The organism is Kitasatospora atroaurantiaca (genome assembly GCF_007828955.1).
Lineage (GTDB): Bacteria > Actinomycetota > Actinomycetes > Streptomycetales > Streptomycetaceae > Kitasatospora > Kitasatospora atroaurantiaca.
This window is the reverse complement of sequence record NZ_VIVR01000001.1, coordinates 5,454,146-5,472,873: the sequence shown is the minus strand read 5'-3', so window position 1 is coordinate 5,472,873 and position 18,728 is coordinate 5,454,146. Positions and strand designations below refer to the sequence as shown.

Genomic DNA, 18,728 nt, shown 5'->3' with positions numbered 1-18,728 from the left:
GACGTCGGAGAGTAGCCGTCAGAGTACGGAGCGCACCGAGTCGGACACCGCCGAGATCCGGGTGTAGACGCCGGGGTGGGCGGCCTCGGCGCAGCCCGTACCCCAGGAGACCAGCCCGGCCAGCCGACCGGCCACCACGAGCGGGCCGCCGCTGTCGCCCTGGCAGGCGTCCTTGCCGCCGGACTCCTCACCCGCGCACACCATCGCCCGGGCGTCGAACCCGCCGTCGGCACCGCCCGGATACGCGTGAGCACAGACCGCATCCGAGATGACCGGCACGTCCACGCCCCGCAGCGTCGAGGAGTAACTGCCGTCGCCCCGCGTGTCACCCCAGCCGTAGACCTGCGCCCGGGTGCCCGCCGCGTACGGCTCGGACTCGCCCTGGCCCACCAACTCGATGACGGGGGTGTCGTCCTGCGGCTCGGCGAGCGTGAGAACCGCCACATCCTGCATGTTGGCGGTGAAGGAGTAGTCCGGGTGGATCCAGATGTCCCGGACGTCCACCTCCCGGCCCGCATGGCCGGTGAGGTCGTCACGGCCGACGACCACCCGCAGGCCGGGGCGGTCCACCCGCCGCCCGCGGGACTCGTCGTAGAAGCAGTGCGCCGCCGTCACCACCTTGGTCGGCGAGATCAGCGCACCACCGCAGAACTGCCCCGAGCGGGCGTTGCCGAACTGCTGGCGGCTGGCCAGCGCCACCACCCAGGGATGATCGGCGGTACCGGCGGGGCGGCCGCCCACGATGCGCCGCTGCGCCTGAGCGGGAGCGGCCGCACTCAGCGCGACCAGCGGGGCCGGCAGAGTGGCCAGCAACGCCAGGGCCATCGCCCGGCGGCGGCGCCTGCGGTGCGGCGGGGCCGGGCGAGCGTCCAGGATGGGCAGCACCGGATGTCTCCAAGGTGGTTCGGCAGCAGGCAACCGCCACAGCGTAGTCGACCGATTACCCAAAGTGCCGTCAACTCCCTGCCGGAGCACCCGGACGAGGGACCCGGGAGGCCGCCGAATGACCTGCCATCTCCGGGATGTTCCTGGATGCGGAGGATCCGGAGGAACGCCGAAGGGCCCCTCGCTGCTGCGAGGGGCCCTTCGGCGTGTGCTCGGACTCAGTCCAGGTAGTCGCGCAGCACCTGGGAGCGCGACGGGTGGCGCAGCTTGGACATGGTCTTCGACTCGATCTGGCGGATGCGCTCACGGGTGACCCCGTAGACCTTGCCGATCTCGTCCAGCGTCTTCGGCTGACCGTCCGTCAGGCCGAAGCGCATCGAGACCACGCCGGCCTCGCGCTCGCTCAGGGTGTCGAGCACCGAGTGCAGCTGCTCCTGGAGCAGGGTGAAGGAGACCGCGTCGGCCGGGACGACCGCCTCGGAGTCCTCGATCAGGTCACCGAACTCGCTGTCGCCGTCCTCGCCGAGCGGCGTGTGCAGCGAGATCGGCTCGCGGCCGTACTTCTGGACCTCGATGACCTTCTCGGGGGTCATGTCGAGTTCCTTGGCCAGCTCCTCCGGGGTGGGCTCGCGGCCCAGGTCCTGGAGCATCTGGCGCTGGACGCGGGCCAGCTTGTTGATGACCTCGACCATGTGCACCGGGATACGGATGGTGCGGGCCTGGTCGGCCATCGCGCGGGTGATCGCCTGACGGATCCACCAGGTGGCGTACGTGGAGAACTTGTAGCCCTTGGTGTAGTCGAACTTCTCGACCGCGCGGATCAGACCGAGGTTGCCCTCCTGGATCAGGTCCAGGAAGAGCATGCCGCGGCCGGTGTAGCGCTTGGCGAGGGAGACCACGAGGCGGAGGTTGGCCTCCAGCAGGTGGTTCTTGGCGCGACGGCCGTCCTCGGCGATGATCTCCAGCTCGCGCTTGAGCTTGGGGGCGAGCTTGTCGGCGGCCGAGAGCTTGTCCTCGGCGAACAGGCCGGCCTCGATGCGCTTGGCGAGCTCGACCTCCTGCTCGGCGTTGAGCAGCGGGACCTTGCCGATCTGCTTGAGGTAGTCCTTGACCGGGTCGGCGGTGGCACCCGCGACGGCGACCTGCTGGGCAGGGGCGTCGTCCTCGTCGTCGTCGGAGAGCACGAAGCCCTCCGACTCCTCCTCCGGGGCGTCACCCTCGGCGGCGGGCTTGTCACCGGGCAGCGCGACGTCCTCGAGCAGCTCCTCTTCGCCGACCAGCTCCTCGTCGCCCTTGGCGGCCTTGGCGGTGGTCTTCTTGGCCACGGCCTTCTTGGCCGGGGCGGCAGCCTTCTTGGCCACGGCCTTCTTGGCGGGGGCAGCGGCCTTCTTGGCCGCGGCCTTCGCCTCGGCCGTCTCGATGGTCTCCACGACCGTCACCTCGGGGGTGGTCACGGCGGCGGCGACGGCCGGCGCGGCCGGGGTCGCCGCAGGGGCGATCCGCACCGGGGGCTTGGTGGGCGCCGCCGGAGTCCGCGTGGTGACCGCCTTGGTAGCCGTGCGCTTGGTGGTGCTCTTGGCCGCAACGCTCTTGCGCTTGGAGCCGGCGGGTTCCGCCGCGCTGACCATGAGGTCCACCCCTTCCTCAATCAGCACCTGGTTGAGGCTGCGCATGACGTTCTTCCACTTGGTGACCGGGATCTGGTCCGCCTCGAAAGCCTGACGCACGTCGTCACCGGCGATCTGCCCCTGGGCCTTGCCCCGCTCGATGAGCGCGAGCAGAGCTGCGGACTCGGCGATCTCGGGGGGGAGCGAACGGGATGTGCTGGCCGACACGAACAACCTCTCGGACGATGAGTGAACTCGAACCCGTACCGGGCCGCCCGAGGGGGCGGGGAAGGATCACGCGCACAGCGCGCGGTGTCGATTCCGACCGGCTCGGGCTTGAGGACTGGGTTTGCAGGACGGCAGCAGCGCCGCAGACCAACACAGCATTCTGACACGGTGGTGGTATTCCGGAGTACTTCCGCTCCGTACACATCGCTGCCACCCCTCAAGTGTTACGCATGGCCTTCGTGGCGCCGGTCACACCGGCGCCCGCGGCGTGTGCGCGGCGACCGTCCGGATGCGGCCATGGCCCTCCAGCTGCTCCGGAAGGTGCAGCTGGAGGGCCATGGGTGCCTCGGTTCCGTCGTCTCGGGAGGTCGGTTCTCGGGAGTTCGGCTTCTCTGGATCTCGGTTCGCGGGATCTCGGTTCGCGGGATCCCGGTCCGTGGATCTCGATCCTCGGAGCTCGTCCTCGGATCTCGGTCCTCGGGATTTCGGTTCGTCGCCCGCTCTGCGCCTGACGCTCCGGTCAGTGCTCGCGGGGCGCCGGGACCGAGTGCTCGATCTCGGGGTGGACGGTGAGCAGGGCGCGGACGGCGGCCTCGGCGGCGGTGCCGTCGCCGGTGCCGAGCGCGTCGACCAGCCGGGAGTGCAGGCTCACCGAGGAGTCGGAGGGGCGCTCGCACGAGATGGCCGGGCCGCCGGAGACCTGCAGGGCGCAGGAGACGATCCCGGAGAGGTGCTCGAGCATCCGGTTGCCCGCCATCTGCAGGACCAGCGAGTGCAGCTCGACATCGGCCCGGCCGTAGCTGACCAGGTCTCCCTGGGCGCCGGCGTGGCCCATGATCTCGGTCAGCTCGACCAGTCGCTGCTGGACGTCGTCCCGGCCGTGGCCGGCCGCGAGACGGGCGGCCAGCGGCTCGATCGCCCAGCGCAGCTCGAACAGCTCGCGGCGCTGCTCGTCACGCTGCGGACCGAAGGCCCGCCACTCGATGATGTCGGGGTCGAGCAGGTTCCAGTCGCTGACCGGCCGGACCCGGGTGCCGACGTTCGGCCGGGCACTCACCAGGCCCTTGGCCTCCAGCACACGGAGGGACTCGCGGACGACGGTGCGGGAGACCTCGAACCGCTGCCCGATCTCCTCGGGGACGAGCGGGCGGTCGGCGCCGAGGTCGCCGGAGACGATCATCTGGCCGAGCTGCTGGACGAGCTGGCCGTGGAGGCCGCGGCCGCGGCTGCTGGTGGTCTTGCGGCCGACCCGGGAGAGGTCGGTCTCGGCGCCCTCCCAGCGGGGCGCGGGCGGAGTCGGCCGATCGGCGTAGGAGAAACGGTCCAGCTCTCCGGGGCCGACTGCGTCGGCCGAGCGAGCTGCGGTCATGGTGGGGTGCGCAAGGGTACTCACACGTCCTTTGTCGGCGATCGGCGGGCCCGGCTTGAGAATTCTCGTGAAAAGCACACGAAAGGGTGATCGCCCGTGACCGGATAATTGACTTCTTATCAGGCAGAAGCGGTTGTTTCGATCCCGGTACAACGTTCCACATGACTGGGTGTCACCGGAGGGCCGTCGACGGTGGTTCAGAGCGCCCGGCGACGGGCCTGGACCAGCACGCAGGCGACCAGGAGCAGAGCCGCCGGGGTCAGCACGCCGGCCAGCAGCACCGGGTCCAGGGGCGCCGCCGCGCCCTGTGGGTCGGCGCCACGCACCCAGTCCAGGCCGTACTGGAACGGCAGCACCTCCCGCACCTGAGCCGGCCAGACCCGTCCGGCCTGGCGCAGGATCAGCGAGAGCCCGGGCTCCAGCAGCGGCGGGAGCGCGCAGAGGATGAGGAGCCCCGCCGCCGCACTGCGGACCAGCGAGGTGGTGAGCAGACCCGTCCACCCGGCCAGCACGACCAGCCCCGCGAACACCGCGAGCGGCTGCCCGGCGGCGGCCAGCGCCTGGGCGTCCGCGCCGAACACCGGCCCGGGCTCCACCGCCGGTGCCAGGGCCAGGCGCAGGACCAGCGTGTCCAGCAGAACGGTGGCGAGGGCCAGCAGCGCCGAGAGCAGGCCGATCACCGTGAGCTTCCCGGCCAGCAGGCCGAGCCGGCGTCCGTACGAGACGTGGGACGCGGCCAGGCCGGGGTGGCGGACCTCGTGCCCGTACGAGAGGGCGCCGAGCGCGCCGGTGCCCAGGGCGGCGATGGGGAGCGGGAGCAGCGGGACGACGGCGGTGACGGAGCGGACGGCGGCCCCCACCGAGAGCGTCCCGGCGGGCAGCTGACGGGCCAGAACGGCCGCCACTGCGGCGTCGCACAGCAGGGCCGCACCGAGGATGAACCAGGTCGAGCGCAGGCCGCGCAGGCGGCGCACCTCGTAGGCAAGAACGCGCACGGGTCACTCGCTCCGGTGGTCGGGCCCGGTGACGGGCTGGTGGTTGAGGGACGTCGGGGCGGCGGGCTCCGCGTGTGATGGCTGGGCCTGCGGGCGTTGGGCTTGCGGGGGTTGGTCCTGGAGGGGCTGAGCCTGCGGGGGCCGGCCGGCCACGGGTGCGGGTTCGTCCTGGAAGAGCTGAGGGGCGGTCGGGGCGGTGGCCTGCAGGATGCGGTCGGGCGGGGTGGACTGGCCGACCACGGCCGGCCTGCCCGGTTCCGCCTGCCCGGCGGGCCTGAGCTGGACGTGGCCGGAGCGGCCCGAGGCGGCGGGGAGGGCGGGGTGCGGGACGGGCTGCTCGACCACCCGGTCGGCGAGCTCATGGAGCAGGATGCCGTGCCGGTAGGCGAGTTCGCCGATCTCGGTGCGGCCGATGCCGCTCACCGCGATGCCGGCCCCACCGTCCCGGCGGACCTCTACGCCCTGACTGAGGAGCAGGTCGGCGAGCCGGGCCATCTGCGGGCCGCGGACCGAGACCTCCGGGTGAAGCCGGGTGCGGCGGAACTCGGCGACCGGCTGGTCCGCGAGCAGTTGGCCCCGGTCGAGGGTGATGACCCGGTCGGCCAGGACTGACGCTTCCTGCATCGTCCGGGTGGTGACCAGGACAGTCCCGCCGGAGACGGAGAACGAGCGCAGGAAGGAGTGGAACCACTCGATGTTGCGCGGCGACAGGCCCTCGGTGGGGGCGTCCAGCAGCAGAGTGCCCGGGGATCCGAGCAGGGCGGCGGCGAGGGAGAGCCGGCGGTGCATGCCGGGCGAGAAGGAGCGCAGCCGATGCCCTGCCACGCCCGCCAGCCGGGTCTGCTCCAGCAGTTCGTCCGCTCGCCGGGCCGGCACCCCGACCGCCCCTGCCAGCATGCGCAGGTGACTGCGGGCGCGGCGCCCCGGGTGGCCGGCCACCGGGCGACCGGTGGGGAGCAGCACTCCGATCTCGCGTTCGGGACGGCGCAGCCTGCGGTAGGTCCGGCCGTCGAACAGGGTGATGCCCTGGCCCTGTTCGAGTTCCAGCATGAGCCGGAGTGCGGTGGTCTTGCCCGCGCCCTCGGCGCCCAGCAGGGCGGTGACCATGCCGGGGCGGGCGTCGAAGGTGAGGTCGAGCAGGGCCGGCGGGCGGCCCCGGCGGTAGACCTTGGTCAGTCCGGTGATCTGGATCATCGCTGCCTGCTCCCATGTCCTCGTCCGACCGGGTCTGCGAGGCGTGGGTGGTCCCATGTGCCCGCGCCAGCACACTAGGACGCATCGATGGAGAATTCGGGCATTACGGATGCGTGGTGGGTGGCGTGGCCACGCAGCTCACCCGATCAGGGGACAGGTGCCGCGGGTCTCGGCGCCGACGCCGGAGCTGGGTGAGGCAGCGGGGAAGCCAGAAGGGCTGATCGATTGCCCACCTCTACGAGTCGGGGCGGAGCATCGGGGGGTTGAGGACGGTGGCCCCGCCGGCCTTGAAGAGCTGGGCCGGGCGCCCGCCCTGACGGGTCGTGGTGCCGCCTGAGGGCACCAGGAAGCCGGGGGTGCCGGTCACCTTGCGGTGGAAGTTGCGCGGGTCCAGGGCCACGCCCCAGACCGCCTCGTAGACCTGCCGCAGCTCTCCCACGGTGAACTCCGGCGGACAGAAGGCCGTCGCGAGCGAGGAGTACTCGATCTTGGAGCGGGCCCGCTCGACCCCGTCCGCGAGGATCTTCCCGTGGTCGAACGCGAGCGGCACTCCGTCGGCCGGAGTCTGGCCGAGCAGCTCCCCGACCGGCGCCCAGCGGGCGCTGCTGGCGTCACCGCCAGGGCGGGGGGTCGGCAGGTCGGGGGCCAGCGCGAGGTGCGCCACGCTGACCACCCGCATGCGCGGGTCACGCTGGGGGTGCCCGTACGTTGCGAGCTGTTCGAGGTGGGCTCCCGCCGCGCCCTGGCCGGGCGTGGAGTGAGCCCGTAGGCCGGTCTCCTCAGCGAGCTCTCTGGAGGCCGCCTCGGCGAGGCCTTCGTCCGGACGGACGAAGCCACCGGGCAGGGCCCAGTACCCCTGGAACGGCGGCTCGCCCCGTCGGACCAGCAGTGCGCAGAGCGCGTGCTCGCGCACCGTCAGCACCACCAGGTCGACCGTGACAGCGAACGGGGGGAAGGCCGACGGGTCATAACGCGACATGGTGACGATCATAGTCGTCTCTCTGACGATAAGCACAGGGGCGAGGCGGGCCGCCCGCTGGGCCCGGCCGGGCCGCTCAACGCGCGCCCAGCTGAAGCTCGGGCGGCGCCTCCTCCACCACGGCCACGCCGATCCGGCTGACCCGGACCGAGAACGGCTCACCGGCCACCCGCAGACCGGAGAGCTGGAGCTCACCCAGCGGAGCGGTGCTGGCCGGGCGGACCAGCACCCGACCGGCCGGGATGTCCGGGCGGACCCCGGCGAGCGCGAGGACCAGGTGCACCGCGGCTGCCGCCGACACCGCCGCCGGGCGGCAGGCCGCCGGGTGCGGCACGGGCGGGCAGCCCGTCACCCGCTGCTCACCCGCATACATCTCGGGCAGCCGCCCCTCGAAGTGTGTGGAGGCGTCCAGCAGCCCCTCCAGCAGTGCCCCGGCCTCCCGCTCGAATCCGGCCTCGGCCAGGCCCACCACGGCGAGCGCGGTCTCATGGACCCGGACGGCCCCACTCCGGTGGCCCAGTGGGTTGAAGCGGGGGGACTTGGCACTCAGCGTCCGCAGCCCCCACCCGCAGTCGAACTCCGGCGTGACCAGCCGCTGCGCGAGGATCCTGGTCTGCTCGCGATCGAGCAGCCCCTCGTGATGAGCACCGTCGGCGGCCAGCCCGAGGTCGAGCAGGTGCACGAAGGAGGAGGCGACGGCGGGCAGTGGACGGCCTGGCCCCGCCAGCGCGGCAGCGGGCCGGCCGCCCGACAGGTCGTCGATCCAGAACTGTTCTCGGAAGCGCTCACGCAGACCGGCCGCCCAGCCACGCCACTCTTCGGCTCCCCGCCTGCCGAAGGCCTCCAGCAGCTCCGCCCCGTGCAGCGCCGCCCGGTGAGCCTGGGCCTGCACCTCGCAGCGGGCGGCCACCGGACGGGCGGCGCGCTCCTCGGCCGAGCGGCCGAGATCGGTCACAAAGCTGTTCGGACCGTCGGTCGCGAAGCCGCCGGAGCCGTCGCTGACGTTGCTGCGCAGCGCCGCGAGGGCCCGCTCCGCGGCGGGCAGCAGGTCGGCGACCTCGCTGCGGGGCATCCCCCACCGCCATGCCTCGGCGAGCACGGTGACGAACAGGAGGGTGGCCTCGGTAGCCGTGCACGACGGCGGAAGCTCGGGCCCGGCGTGCCGCAGCGCACCCGGAATCAGGCCTTCGGGGCGTGAGCCGGCCGCCTGGGCCGTAGCCGTCGGGCCGCCCGCTGTGCCGGCACCGGCTGTCGCGGCGGACGCGCCGGCGGGGGTCGCCGAGGCGGGGGCGCTGCCACCGCCCGGGTGCTGACGGCGTGCCAGGGCGCGCAGGGTTCCGCCCGCCAGGCGGGTACCCAGGGGCAGCGTCAGCCTGGCCGCCCAGAGTGCGTCGGCCGAGGTCAGACCGAAGCGCCACGGCACACCCGAAGCCGCGTAGAGGTCGGTCGGACGGTCGGCGTCGGCGAGCAGCAGCCCGCCGAGCGCGTCGAGCGAGCGGGGCAGGAGCACCTCGACGCGTGAGTCGTCGCACCGCACCTCGGGCGCCGACCACGGCAGTGGCACGCCCAGACCCCGACCGCTCGGCGGGCGGACCCCCACCGGGGAGGAGTGCTCCAGCTCCGTGCGCAGCTCGACCGACCAGCGGGCCCCGGGCTGCACCTCCAGATCCCAGCGCAGCACACCCGCGCCGGCCAGGACGGCGTGCGGCGACGGCCTGGCGGTGACCGTGGCGCTGTGGCTCTGTCCGGCCCAGCGCAGTCCGGCCGACTGCACCTGGCCCGGCAGGTCCGCCGACCGCTGACCGGCGGCGATGTCCGACAGCTGGCCGAGATCCGTGCCGAGCGCGATCTCCAGCGGGAGACGGGCCGGGCGGCTGCCGGTGTTCCGCACGGTGATGGTCTCCACTCCGTCGGCGTGCCGCAGCCGTTCGACGGTCAGCGCCGGGTCCGGATCCAGGTCGCCCGGAATGCGTACGGCGCCGAGGAAGCGTGCCTCGGCCGCCGAGGTCAGAGTGCCCTGGAGAGGGAGCGGCTCGATGCCGCCGAGCCGTACCTCCATCCTCGCCAGGGTGCGGACGCCCGCTCGGTAGAAGCCGTGCAGGCTCTGGCCGCGGAGCTGCCCGTCCGGACCTGAGGCGGCCATCGCCGGGGCGTTCACGCAGAGGATCGTGTTGTGCGCGGCGGCGGGCTGCGGACGGGCCTGGGTCTGCGGACGTGGCTGGCCCGAGGCAGGCTGGTCGGACCGCGCAGGGCTCGTCGGCGGCGGGTACAGCGGAGCGGCAGGCGCCGCGGACGGTGACGCTGCGGACGGTGCGGTCGGTGCGATCGGTGGAGCCGAAGGGTACGGCGGCACCGAGTACGGCCCGGCGGTCGGCGCCCCGGCAACCGGCGGCGCGGGTGGTGCGGTCGGTACAGGCGGTGCGGTCGGCGGCGCTGCCTGTGGCACTGCCTGTGGCGGCCTCATGGCGGTCACCTGGCTCTCCTCCCTCGGCCGACCGACGACGGCGATGCCGGTCGGCCGCGAGCGTGCTCGATCGCGATTGCTGCTGATGGGCCGGTGGGACATGCGGGCTGCCCGGGCGGACTGCCTCCGCCAGGGTCAGCCCCCGGAAACCTCGCGGCTCCGTGGGCCTGTCTGGTCGGCTCGGACGACTCCGGGCGCCGCTGCGGCTCGTCCGAGGACGGCTCGCCGGCTGCTGCGCGGAACCGTCCCGACCGGTCGGTGTCGCGCCCCGCAGGTTGAACGCACCGTACCTCCCCCAGGTCACGCCGAAGGTGCGATCCGCAGTCTCCGTCAGGGGCCGGCCGAACGCCCGCCGGTCGAACGGACGGCGCCACCTGAACCCGTCTGACACCGCCGCACACCCCGACCGGCCGTCCCCCACGACCGCCCGCCCGTACCGGCTCACACGCGCCGCCAGGATACGGTGCGAAGGCGGCGGCGGTCGCACCGGGAACCCCGTGGGCATCCGCCATGCCGCGCTTGTGACCAGCACGTACCGAGGAGTTGTATGTCCACCGCCAGCCGGCTGCCCGGGATCGTCACGACCGACCACTACTTCCAGGTGCCGCTCGACCACCATGCGGCCGACGGCGAGCAGATCGAGGTGTACGGCCGCGAGGTGGTGGCCTCGGGCCGCGAGCACGACGACCTGCCGTGGCTGCTGTTCCTGCAGGGCGGCCCCGGGGGCAAGGCCGGGCGCCCGCTGGGCCGGGACACCTGGCTGGAGCGTGCCCTGGACGACTACCGGGTGCTGCTGCTCGACCAGCGGGGCACCGGGCGGTCCACCCCGGCGAACCGGCAGACGCTCGCCCGCCGCGGCGGGCCGCACCAGCAGGCGGACTACCTGGCGCTGTTCCGCGCCGACTCGATCGTCCGGGATGCGGAGCTGATCCGCCGGAGGCTGCTCGGCGACGAGGGGCGGTGGAGCCTGCTGGGGCAGAGCTTCGGCGGGTTCTGCACCCTGACCTACCTCTCGCTGGCTCCCGAGGGGCTGCGCGAGGCCTTCGTGACGGGCGGCCTGGCCGGCCTGCGCAGCTCGGCGGACGACGTCTACCGCGCCGCGTACCCACGAGTGGCCCGCAAGAACGCGGCGCACTACGCGCGCTACCCGCACGACGTCGCCGCGGTGCGGCGGATCGCCTCCCACCTGGTCAAGGCCCCCGCCCGGCTGCCGGACGGCGGTCTGCTGACCGTCCAGGCCTTCCAGGGCCTTGGCATGCTTCTCGGTTCGGGGACCGGCTCGCACTCCCTGCACTACCTGCTCGAGGAGGCCTGGGTCGAGGGCGTGCACGGCCCCGAGCTCTCGGACACCTTCCTCGCGGGTGTGCAGGCCCAGCTGTCCTTTGCGCAGGGGCCGCTCTACGCCGTGCTGCACGAGTCGATCTACGGCCAGCGCTCGGTGGAGCCGGCGGCGACGGCCTGGGCGGCGGAGCGCGTCCGCAAGGAGTTCCCGGAGTTCGACGCCGAGCAGGCGCTGGAGTCGGACCGGCCGGTGCTGTTCACCGGCGAGATGATCTACCCCTGGCTGTTCGAGACCGACCCGGCCCTGCAGCCGCTGCGTGACACCGCGCAGCTGCTCGCCGAGCGAGCCGACTGGCCCGACCTGTACGAGCCTGAGCGGCTCGCCGCCAACGAGGTGCCGGTGGTGGCGGCGGTGTACCACGACGACATGTACGTGGACACCGACGACTCTCTGGAGACCGCGCGCGCCGTCAAGGGCCTGCGGACCTGGGTGACCAACGAGTGGGAACACGACGGTCTGCGGGTGAGCGGCGGTGCGGTCCTCGACCGCCTGATCAAGATGGCGCGCGGAGAGCTTTAGCCGCATGTCAGCTCCCGACGGGGGTGTCGCGGTCCCAGCCCTCGGTGGCCCGTCGGCCAGGCCCGGCCCTGAGCCGCCGTCGGGCCCGGCGGGCCTGTCTGCGCAGCAGGCCCTGCCCGGGGCTGCTGCGCCCGCCCGGACCGGTCTCGCACGGGTGCTCGTCCGACCCGCCCTCCCCCTCTTCGCCTGACGGACCGCCCGGCGACTCGCCCGGCCTCGGTCGCTCGCCCGCCCCGGCCGGGCGAGTTGCCGACGGGTCGGCGGGCGAACCATCGGGGTGCGGGTTCGGGGGCCGCCCGGGACGCCTCGGGCCCGGCACCTGCCCCGGAGAGCGCCGCCCGGCTCGCTCCTCGCGCACGCTCGCCAGCAGCTGCTGCGGCAGCAGCCCGCCGTTGAGCGACTCGTAGAGAAGTTGGGCGAGGGTGTACTCGGGGTCGAGGTCGAGCGCCCTCGCCAGCACCACCCGGGCGGTGGCGTTGTCGCCCGCGAGCCAGGACGTCCAGGCGAGCAGGGTCAGCGGGGCCGCCGCGAAGTGCTCGTACGGGGCGACACAGCGCTGGGCGAGGAAGCGCCAGAGGTGCTGGGCCGGGACGAGCTCGTGCGGCTCGGCGTACTCCGCGCCGCGGTCGCGGCCGAGCTTGTCCTGCAGACCGACCAGCAGCCGGGCCGCGCGCTCGGGGTCGGTCTCCCGCGCGCCGCCCTGGAACTCGGCCATCACCTCGGCGAGCAGCACGCCCGTGCGCTCCAGCACCGCGGGGCGACCGCCGAGGCCGGCCAGCTCGTGGACCAGCTGTGGCCCGACACGGTCGATGGCCTCCCGGTAGGTGCCGTCCTCGGGCGGGCCGACCGGTGCCAGCCCCGCCACGATCGCCTTGCGGCTGCCTCTCGGGGCGAGGCCGGCGAAGGTGGCCGCCGCAGCCACCGGGCTCGGGAGATGGGCCGAGCGGATCTGCACGCCCGCCGGGTCACAGCAGTCCGTCCCCTCGCACAGGAACGACCACCATCGCCCTGCGGAGACACAGAGCGACTCCTTCACCGTGACGCCTTCGGCCCGGAACGCGTCGGCCAGGTGCGAGGCCAGCGGACGGAGCCTGGCGGCCACGCCCCTGCCGCCACCGCGGTCGCCCTCGCCGCGGTCGCTGCCGCTGTCGCCGTCACGGTCTGACGGATCTCGGCACACGTACAGCAGCACCTGCTCGGGGCGACGGTCGCGCTGCTCGGAGAGCTCGATGAGCAGCCGGGCCGTGTCGGCGGCGATCGGCTGCCAGTGCGCGGGGTTGTCGGGGATGTCGAGGCGGATCACCCCGCCCTGCTGGAGCGCGGGGCCCTGCAGCCCGACCGCGACGATGCTGTCGTCGGGGAAGAAGCCCAGCAGGTAGGGGAGCATCTCGGCCATGTCGGCCGGGCCGCGCATCCTGACCGGCAGCTGGCCGGGGAGCGGGCCGGGAGGCAAGGTGGTGCGGTCCTCGTTCATGCCGGGAAGAGTGCCGCACCGCCGACCCCGCCGACGGAAACTGCTTCCGCCCTGTGGATAAAGCCGGGGGGTCAGCATTTCCTCCCCCATTCGGCTCAGTCGTGACTTGCCCACATAACAGGACAAATGACACCGGCTCAGATGATTTCCAGATCATCGACCCGCGTCCCCGAATCCTGGCTGTTCGCCCTCTGTCGGTCCCACGGGGTATTCATTGAGCCATGGACCAGCCCACACCCCACCCTGACCAGGCAGTCGACCGCGCCGCCGTCCGGGTACGCGCCGAGGCCGTGCTCCGCGAGCTGGCCGGCCCCTCGGCCGTGCTGCGTGAGGACCAGTGGCTGGCGATCGAGGCCCTGGTCATCGACCATCGCCGCGCCCTCGTCGTCCAGCGCACCGGCTGGGGGAAGTCTGCCGTCTACTTCATCGCCACCGCGCTGCTGCGCGCCCGAGGAGCGGGCCCGACGGTGATCGTCTCCCCCCTGCTCGCCCTGATGCGCAACCAGGTCGACTCGGCCGCCCGCGCCGGGATCCACGCCCGCACCATCAACTCCGCCAATCCGGAGGAGTGGGACGAGATCCAGGCCGAGGTCGCCGCCGGCGCGGTCGACGTCCTGCTGGTCAGCCCGGAGCGGCTGAACAACCCCGACTTCCGCGACCAGGTGCTCCCCAAGCTGGCCGCCTCGACCGGCCTGCTCGTGGTCGACGAGGCGCACTGCATCTCCGACTGGGGTCACGACTTCCGCCCCGACTACCGCCGCCTTCGCACCATGCTGGCCGAGCTGTCGCCCGGTGTCCCCGTACTCGCCACCACGGCCACCGCCAACGCCCGGGTCACCGCCGACGTCGCCGAGCAGCTCGGGACGGGCGGAACAGGTGGAACAGGAGGCGGGACAGAAACCACCGGCCGCCCGAGCGCCGGCGACGAGCGCGCCCTGGTCCTGCGTGGCCCGCTCGACCGCGAGAGCCTGAGCCTCGGCGTCCTCGCCCTTCCCGACCCGGCCCATCGCCTCGCCTGGCTGGCCGACCACCTCGCGGAGCTCCCGGGGTCCGGCATCATCTACACCCTCACCGTGGCCGCCGCCGACGAGGTCACGGCCTTCCTGCGCCAGCGCGGGTACCCGGTCGCCTCGTACTCCGGCCGGACCGAGGACGCCGAGCGGCGCAGTGCCGAGGCCGATCTGCTGGCCAACCGCGTCAAGGCCCTCGTCGCGACCTCCGCCCTGGGCATGGGCTTCGACAAACCCGACCTCGGCTTTGTGGTGCACCTGGGCTCCCCGAGCTCCCCGATCGCCTACTACCAGCAGGTCGGCCGCGCCGGGCGCGGTGTGGCGCGTGCCGAGGTGCTGCTGCTCCCCGGCCGCGAGGACGAGGCGATCTGGCGGTATTTCGCCTCGCTCGGATTCCCCGCCGAGGAGCAGGTCCGCCGGACGATCGGCGCCCTCGCCGAGGTCGACCGGCCGCTCTCCACGGCCGCCCTGGAGGCCCGGGTCGACCTCCGGCGGGCCCGCCTGGAGACCATGCTCAAGGTTCTCGACGTGGACGGCGCGGTCCGCCGAGTCCGCGGCGGCTGGACGGCGACCGGCAACGCGTGGACGTACGACGCGGCGCGCTACGCGAAGGTCGCCGAGTCCCGCGAGGCCGAGCAGCGGGCCATGCGCGAGTACGCGGCCACGACGGGCTGCCGGATGGAGTTCCTGCGGCGGCAGCTCGACGACGAGGAAGCCGTGCCGTGCGGACGCTGTGACAACTGCGCCGGCGCCCGCCACACCGCGGAGGTCTCGGCCGAGGCTCTGGACGCGGCCCGGGCGGCACTCGGGCGGCCCGGCGTCACGTTCGAGCCGCGCCGGCTCTGGCCGACCGGCATGGACGCCCTCGGCGTGGCGCTCAAGGGCCGGATTCCGGCCGGCGAGCAGGCCGAGACCGGCCGGGCGCTGGGGCGGCTCTCCGACATCGGCTGGGGCAACCGCCTGCGCACCATGCTCGCCGAGCACGCACCGGACGGTCCCGCCCCCACCGAGGTGGTGGACGCCCTGGTCAGCGTGCTGGCCGACTGGGCTCGCGGCCCCGGCGGCTGGGCCGGCCCCGAGGGCTCCGACGGCAGCCGGCCCGCCCGGCCGGTCGGGGTGGTGACGATGGCCTCGGGCACCCGTCCGGTGCTGGTGGAGAGCCTGGGCGCCCAGATCGCCGCGATCGGCCGACTGCCGCTGCTCGGGCGGATCGAGTACGCGGCCGGCCGGCCACCCCATGGGCCCAGGAGCAACAGCGCCCAGCGGCTGCACTCGCTCGCCGGGACGCTGCTGGTGCCGGACGAGCTCAGGTCCGCGCTGGCCGCCGCCTCCGGTCCGGTGCTGCTGGTCGACGACCTGGTGGACTCCGGCTGGACGGTCACGGTGGCGGCGCGGCTGCTGAGGAAAGCCGGGGCGAGCGCGGTCCTGCCGCTGGTTCTCGCGGTCCAGGCGTGACGGTCCAGGCGTGAGCGTGGCCTCCGGATCCGATCCGATGCACCGTCAGCCGAATGGCACCCGCGCCGGAGTGGAATATATCCGGCAGAACACCGAGTTTCGGGCGCCGTTCATCATTTCATCGTTGCCGGTCGGGCCCATCTGACCTGAGAATTGGACCGTACCCAGCCTCCGGTCCCGACGGACCCGGCCTTCGGCGTACGTTCGTACCCGCACGCCTGCGGGTCGGGGAAGGAGGATCGTGATCAACGGTATCGACCGAGGTCAGCTCTCCTCCGCCCGGAAACGGATGCTCGACCTCGAGACCTGGTCGAACTCCGGGATCCCCCTGCTGCGGGCCCCGCGCGAGTTCGTGGCCGAGCTGCACCAGCGGCACCTGCCTCAGCCGGGCACCACCGTGGTGGCCGTGCTGGACGCCCAGCACCATGTGACGGCATCGGCCTCGTTCGCCGCCCGGGCGCACATCCTCGACGGTTGGCACCATCGGAACGCGATCCTCACCCAGCTGCGCCAGGTCACTCCGCACGACCTGCGGCTCGCCAGTCCCACCCGTACGGCGGTGCTGCTGCGCTGCCGCGAGGGCTCGGCCGACTGGACGGAGCAGGACGGCGCCTGGATGTGGGCGCTGCGCGACGCCTCGGCCCTGCACGGCCTGCGCTGCGGCTCGTACATCGCGCTCACACCGACCGGCTGGCAGTCACTGGGGGACGGCCGCCGGGGACGCAACCCGCACTCGGGCTCCTGGGCGGACGGCCCGGTACACACCGTCACCGAGTTCGCGCCGCGCGCCGCGCGCGAGCCGGCCCCTGAACGCCCCTGGAGACCGGCGGCGATCACCTCGATCGACACCGTCCGCCGCGCGGCGACCAGCTGACGAGCGGCGACCCGGAACGCCGGGGCCATCCCGGGCCGCCGCATCACAGGTCAGGCCGGTACGGGCCTGCTCACCCCGGGGAACAGCGGCGCGACCAGCGCGGACTCACCACACACCACCAGCAGCTTGCCGGCGTGACCGAGAGCCTTCCGGGCCGCCTGCTCCACCCGCCCGGCAGCACCGTCGTTGACGACCAGCACCACGACGTCCCGGCGCAGCGGCCGCGTGGTCGCGGCGTCCGCGTAGAACACGTCGCCCGCCTCGGCGAGCTGGGCCCAGTAGCGGTCCTCGCCGAAGGAGAGTTCGTGCTGCTGCCACGGGTGCGGCTCACCGACCGTCAGCACCAGAATGTCGGCGGGCCCGCGACCCGACTCCAGCAGGGTGTCCACCGCCTCGTCGGCCCGCTCGACCGCGTCCCGCGCGGCCGCGGGCACCAGCTGCACGGTCGGGACGGCCCGACGGGGCCCGGGACCGGGCTTGGGGATCTGCGCAGAACGGGCCGCAGGCCCCGGCCGGTCGCCCATGGGCGAGGCAGGACGGGGCACCGCCGGTCGCGGCGCCGCGGGGCGCGGGACAACGGGGGACGTGGGGACAGGGGACGCGCTGCCGACGGCAGGCGTACGGGGGGCATGTGCGTCCGACTCGCGGGGGAAGGGAACGCCGGCGCCCGGGATGCTCTCGTGAATCTCCGGCTCCTCGGGGAAGACTGGCATACCCGGATATCTATCAAATGCCGGTCGGATGCGCACGGGCGCCCCACCCTTTGGACACACGCACAGCCGCTACCGACCGCTCCGGGAGAGCGGACGAATCGTCAGAAATCCAGCGCGAGCTGCTCGTCCTGCTCGGCCACGGCCCGGACCCGCTTCAGGTGGCTCCACCTGGGCAGCCCGTCCAGGTACGCCCAGGAGAGCCGGTGGTACTCGGTAGGCCCGTACTCCTCCAGCGCCGCGCGGTGCACCGGCGAGGGATAACCGGCGTTGTCGGCGAACCCGAACGCCGGGTGATCGTCCCCGATCTCCGCCATCAGGCTGTCGCGCTGCACCTTGGCCAGCACCGACGCGGCCGAGACACAGATGCAGGACTGGTCGCCCTTGATCACCGTCCGCACCCGCCAGGGCCCGCCGAGATAGTCGTGCTTGCCGTCGAGGATGATCGCGTCCGGCTGGACCGGGAGCGCCTCCAACGCACGCTGCGCCGCGAGCCGCAGAGCGGCGGTCATCCCGAGCTCGTCGCACTCCTCCGGCGAGGCGTGACCGAGCGCGTACGCGTGGACCCAGTCCGCCAGCAGCGGTGCGAGCTCGTTGCGGCGGCGCTCGGTGAGCAGCTTGGAGTCGGTGAGCCCCTCCGGCGGCTTGCGCAGTCCGGTCACCGCCGCGCCCACCGTCACGGGCCCGGCCCAGGCTCCGCGGCCGACCTCGTCCAACCCCGCCACGAGCCGGGCACCGGCCCGGCGCAGCGAGCGCTCGACCGAATGGGTCGGGGGGTCGTACGGCATCGGGGGGTCCATTCGGCTGCTTCCTGGGCGAGTCCAGCCTACGTCCTGCACGCCGGCCCGAGGCCCACCCCCAGGACACCACCCGCCCACCCACCCGACCGCTCACCGCCCGCCCGAGGGCTGCTCACCGGCAGTCGGCAGGGCTCACCATCGGGATCAGCACCTCGTCGACCAGCGCCGTGCAGAAGCCGGGGTCGAAGGGGCCCTCGCAGACCTTGGCCCGGTACATGAGCATGGCCGGCCCGACATCCGCGACCAGTGAGTTGGCCGCCCCGGGCCGGACGTCGCCCCGGAGTTCGCCCCTGCGGAGGATCTCCAGCATGGCGAGGGTCGCCGGCTGCACGACCCGGGCCAGCACGAAGTCCTTGAAGACCCGCGCCCGTTCGTGGTCCAGCTCGGCCATCAGCGCGCGCATCGCGGTACCGGCCCGGGACTCCATCACCTCACCGAAACGCCCCATGAGCTGCATCAACTCGCTACGCACGGACCCGAGGTCGGGGATGTCGGTAGGGGGTGGGAGAGTGGACCCGAGGGCATCGATGACCAGATCGGCCTTGGATGCCCAGCGTCGGTACAGCGCGGCCTTCCCGGTCTGCGCCGCACCGGCGACACCTTCCATCGTCATCCGAGCAAACCCGCCGGAGGTGAGTTGGTCGAGGGCCGCTTCGAAGATCGCGGCCTCCAGCGCCTTGCCTCGCTTCCGCGACGGCGCGACCGCCGCACCACTCACCTCGCCCGCCAGCACACACCTGGGCGACGCTCCGGCCGGGGGGCCGTCGGCCCTCTGCCGCCGCACCATCTGATCCATCGTCACCAACCCTAGAGAACGCTTGCG

General features: G+C 73.3%; 14 protein-coding genes. 3 read left to right on the top strand and 11 right to left on the bottom strand.

Translation table 11 applies throughout. The features are described from left to right. Positions 1-18: 18 nt before the first annotated feature. The 7 genes from FB465_RS24780 to FB465_RS24750 form a co-directional block, all read right to left on the bottom strand. The gene (locus tag FB465_RS24780) at positions 19-825 is read right to left on the bottom strand and encodes a S1 family peptidase (RefSeq protein WP_145797569.1); all 807 of its coding nucleotides are present in this window, start codon (positions 823-825) and stop codon (positions 19-21) included. Between the two features lie 278 nt (positions 826-1,103). Beyond that, complete coding sequence (locus FB465_RS24775; RefSeq protein ID WP_145793980.1) at positions 1,104-2,726, bottom strand: RNA polymerase sigma factor; 1,623 nt, start codon at positions 2,724-2,726, stop codon at positions 1,104-1,106. A gap of 514 nt (positions 2,727-3,240) precedes the next feature. Continuing rightward, a complete protein-coding gene (locus tag FB465_RS24770; RefSeq protein WP_145793978.1) occupies positions 3,241-4,113 on the bottom strand; it encodes a FadR/GntR family transcriptional regulator in 873 nt (290 codons plus the stop codon). A gap of 173 nt (positions 4,114-4,286) precedes the next feature. Then, positions 4,287-5,084, bottom strand: a complete 798-nt coding sequence (locus tag FB465_RS24765; protein WP_145793976.1) for a hypothetical protein — start codon at positions 5,082-5,084, stop codon at positions 4,287-4,289. 3 nt (positions 5,085-5,087) lie between these two features. Continuing rightward, positions 5,088-6,278: an ABC transporter ATP-binding protein gene (locus FB465_RS24760; protein WP_170290684.1), complete on the bottom strand. Its 1,191-nt coding sequence runs from the start codon at positions 6,276-6,278 to the stop codon at positions 5,088-5,090. Positions 6,279-6,513: 235 nt separating this feature from the next. Beyond that, on the bottom strand, positions 6,514-7,257 hold the full coding sequence (locus FB465_RS24755) for an NUDIX hydrolase (protein WP_145793973.1): 744 nt from the start codon (positions 7,255-7,257) through the stop codon (positions 6,514-6,516). A 76-nt stretch (positions 7,258-7,333) separates the two neighbouring features. Beyond that, complete coding sequence (locus tag FB465_RS24750; protein ID WP_145797568.1) at positions 7,334-9,400, bottom strand: glycogen debranching N-terminal domain-containing protein; 2,067 nt, start codon at positions 9,398-9,400, stop codon at positions 7,334-7,336. A gap of 868 nt (positions 9,401-10,268) precedes the next feature. Between FB465_RS24750 and FB465_RS24745 the strand changes: the two genes are divergently transcribed. Then, the gene (locus FB465_RS24745; RefSeq protein ID WP_145793971.1) at positions 10,269-11,582 is read left to right on the top strand and encodes an alpha/beta fold hydrolase; all 1,314 of its coding nucleotides are present in this window, start codon (positions 10,269-10,271) and stop codon (positions 11,580-11,582) included. A 7-nt stretch (positions 11,583-11,589) separates the two neighbouring features. Here FB465_RS24745 and FB465_RS24740 read toward each other — a convergent pair whose 3' ends face one another. Beyond that, positions 11,590-13,056, bottom strand: coding sequence for a DUF4192 domain-containing protein (locus FB465_RS24740; protein WP_170290683.1), 1,467 nt, complete (start codon positions 13,054-13,056; stop codon positions 11,590-11,592). 221 nt (positions 13,057-13,277) lie between these two features. On the opposite strand from FB465_RS24740, the gene FB465_RS24735 reads away from it, so the two are divergent. Beyond that, positions 13,278-15,521, top strand: coding sequence for a RecQ family ATP-dependent DNA helicase (locus FB465_RS24735; RefSeq protein WP_145793967.1), 2,244 nt, complete (start codon positions 13,278-13,280; stop codon positions 15,519-15,521). 289 nt (positions 15,522-15,810) lie between these two features. After that, positions 15,811-16,395 carry a hypothetical protein gene (locus FB465_RS24730; protein ID WP_246193307.1) on the top strand — a complete coding sequence of 195 codons (585 nt, stop codon included), beginning with the start codon at positions 15,811-15,813 and terminating at the stop codon, positions 16,393-16,395. Between the two features lie 50 nt (positions 16,396-16,445). Here the strand turns inward: FB465_RS24730 and FB465_RS37745 are convergent, their stop codons facing one another. From FB465_RS37745 to FB465_RS24715, 3 genes are all read right to left on the bottom strand, one after another. Next, positions 16,446-16,838 carry a hypothetical protein gene (locus tag FB465_RS37745; protein ID WP_342791834.1) on the bottom strand — a complete coding sequence of 131 codons (393 nt, stop codon included), beginning with the start codon at positions 16,836-16,838 and terminating at the stop codon, positions 16,446-16,448. A 371-nt stretch (positions 16,839-17,209) separates the two neighbouring features. Next, the gene (locus FB465_RS24720; protein ID WP_145793962.1) at positions 17,210-17,893 is read right to left on the bottom strand and encodes a ribonuclease HII; all 684 of its coding nucleotides are present in this window, start codon (positions 17,891-17,893) and stop codon (positions 17,210-17,212) included. Between the two features lie 124 nt (positions 17,894-18,017). Continuing rightward, entirely contained in the window at positions 18,018-18,701 is a 684-nt protein-coding gene (locus tag FB465_RS24715) for a TetR/AcrR family transcriptional regulator (RefSeq protein WP_246192817.1), read from the bottom strand. Positions 18,702-18,728 lie beyond the last annotated feature (27 nt).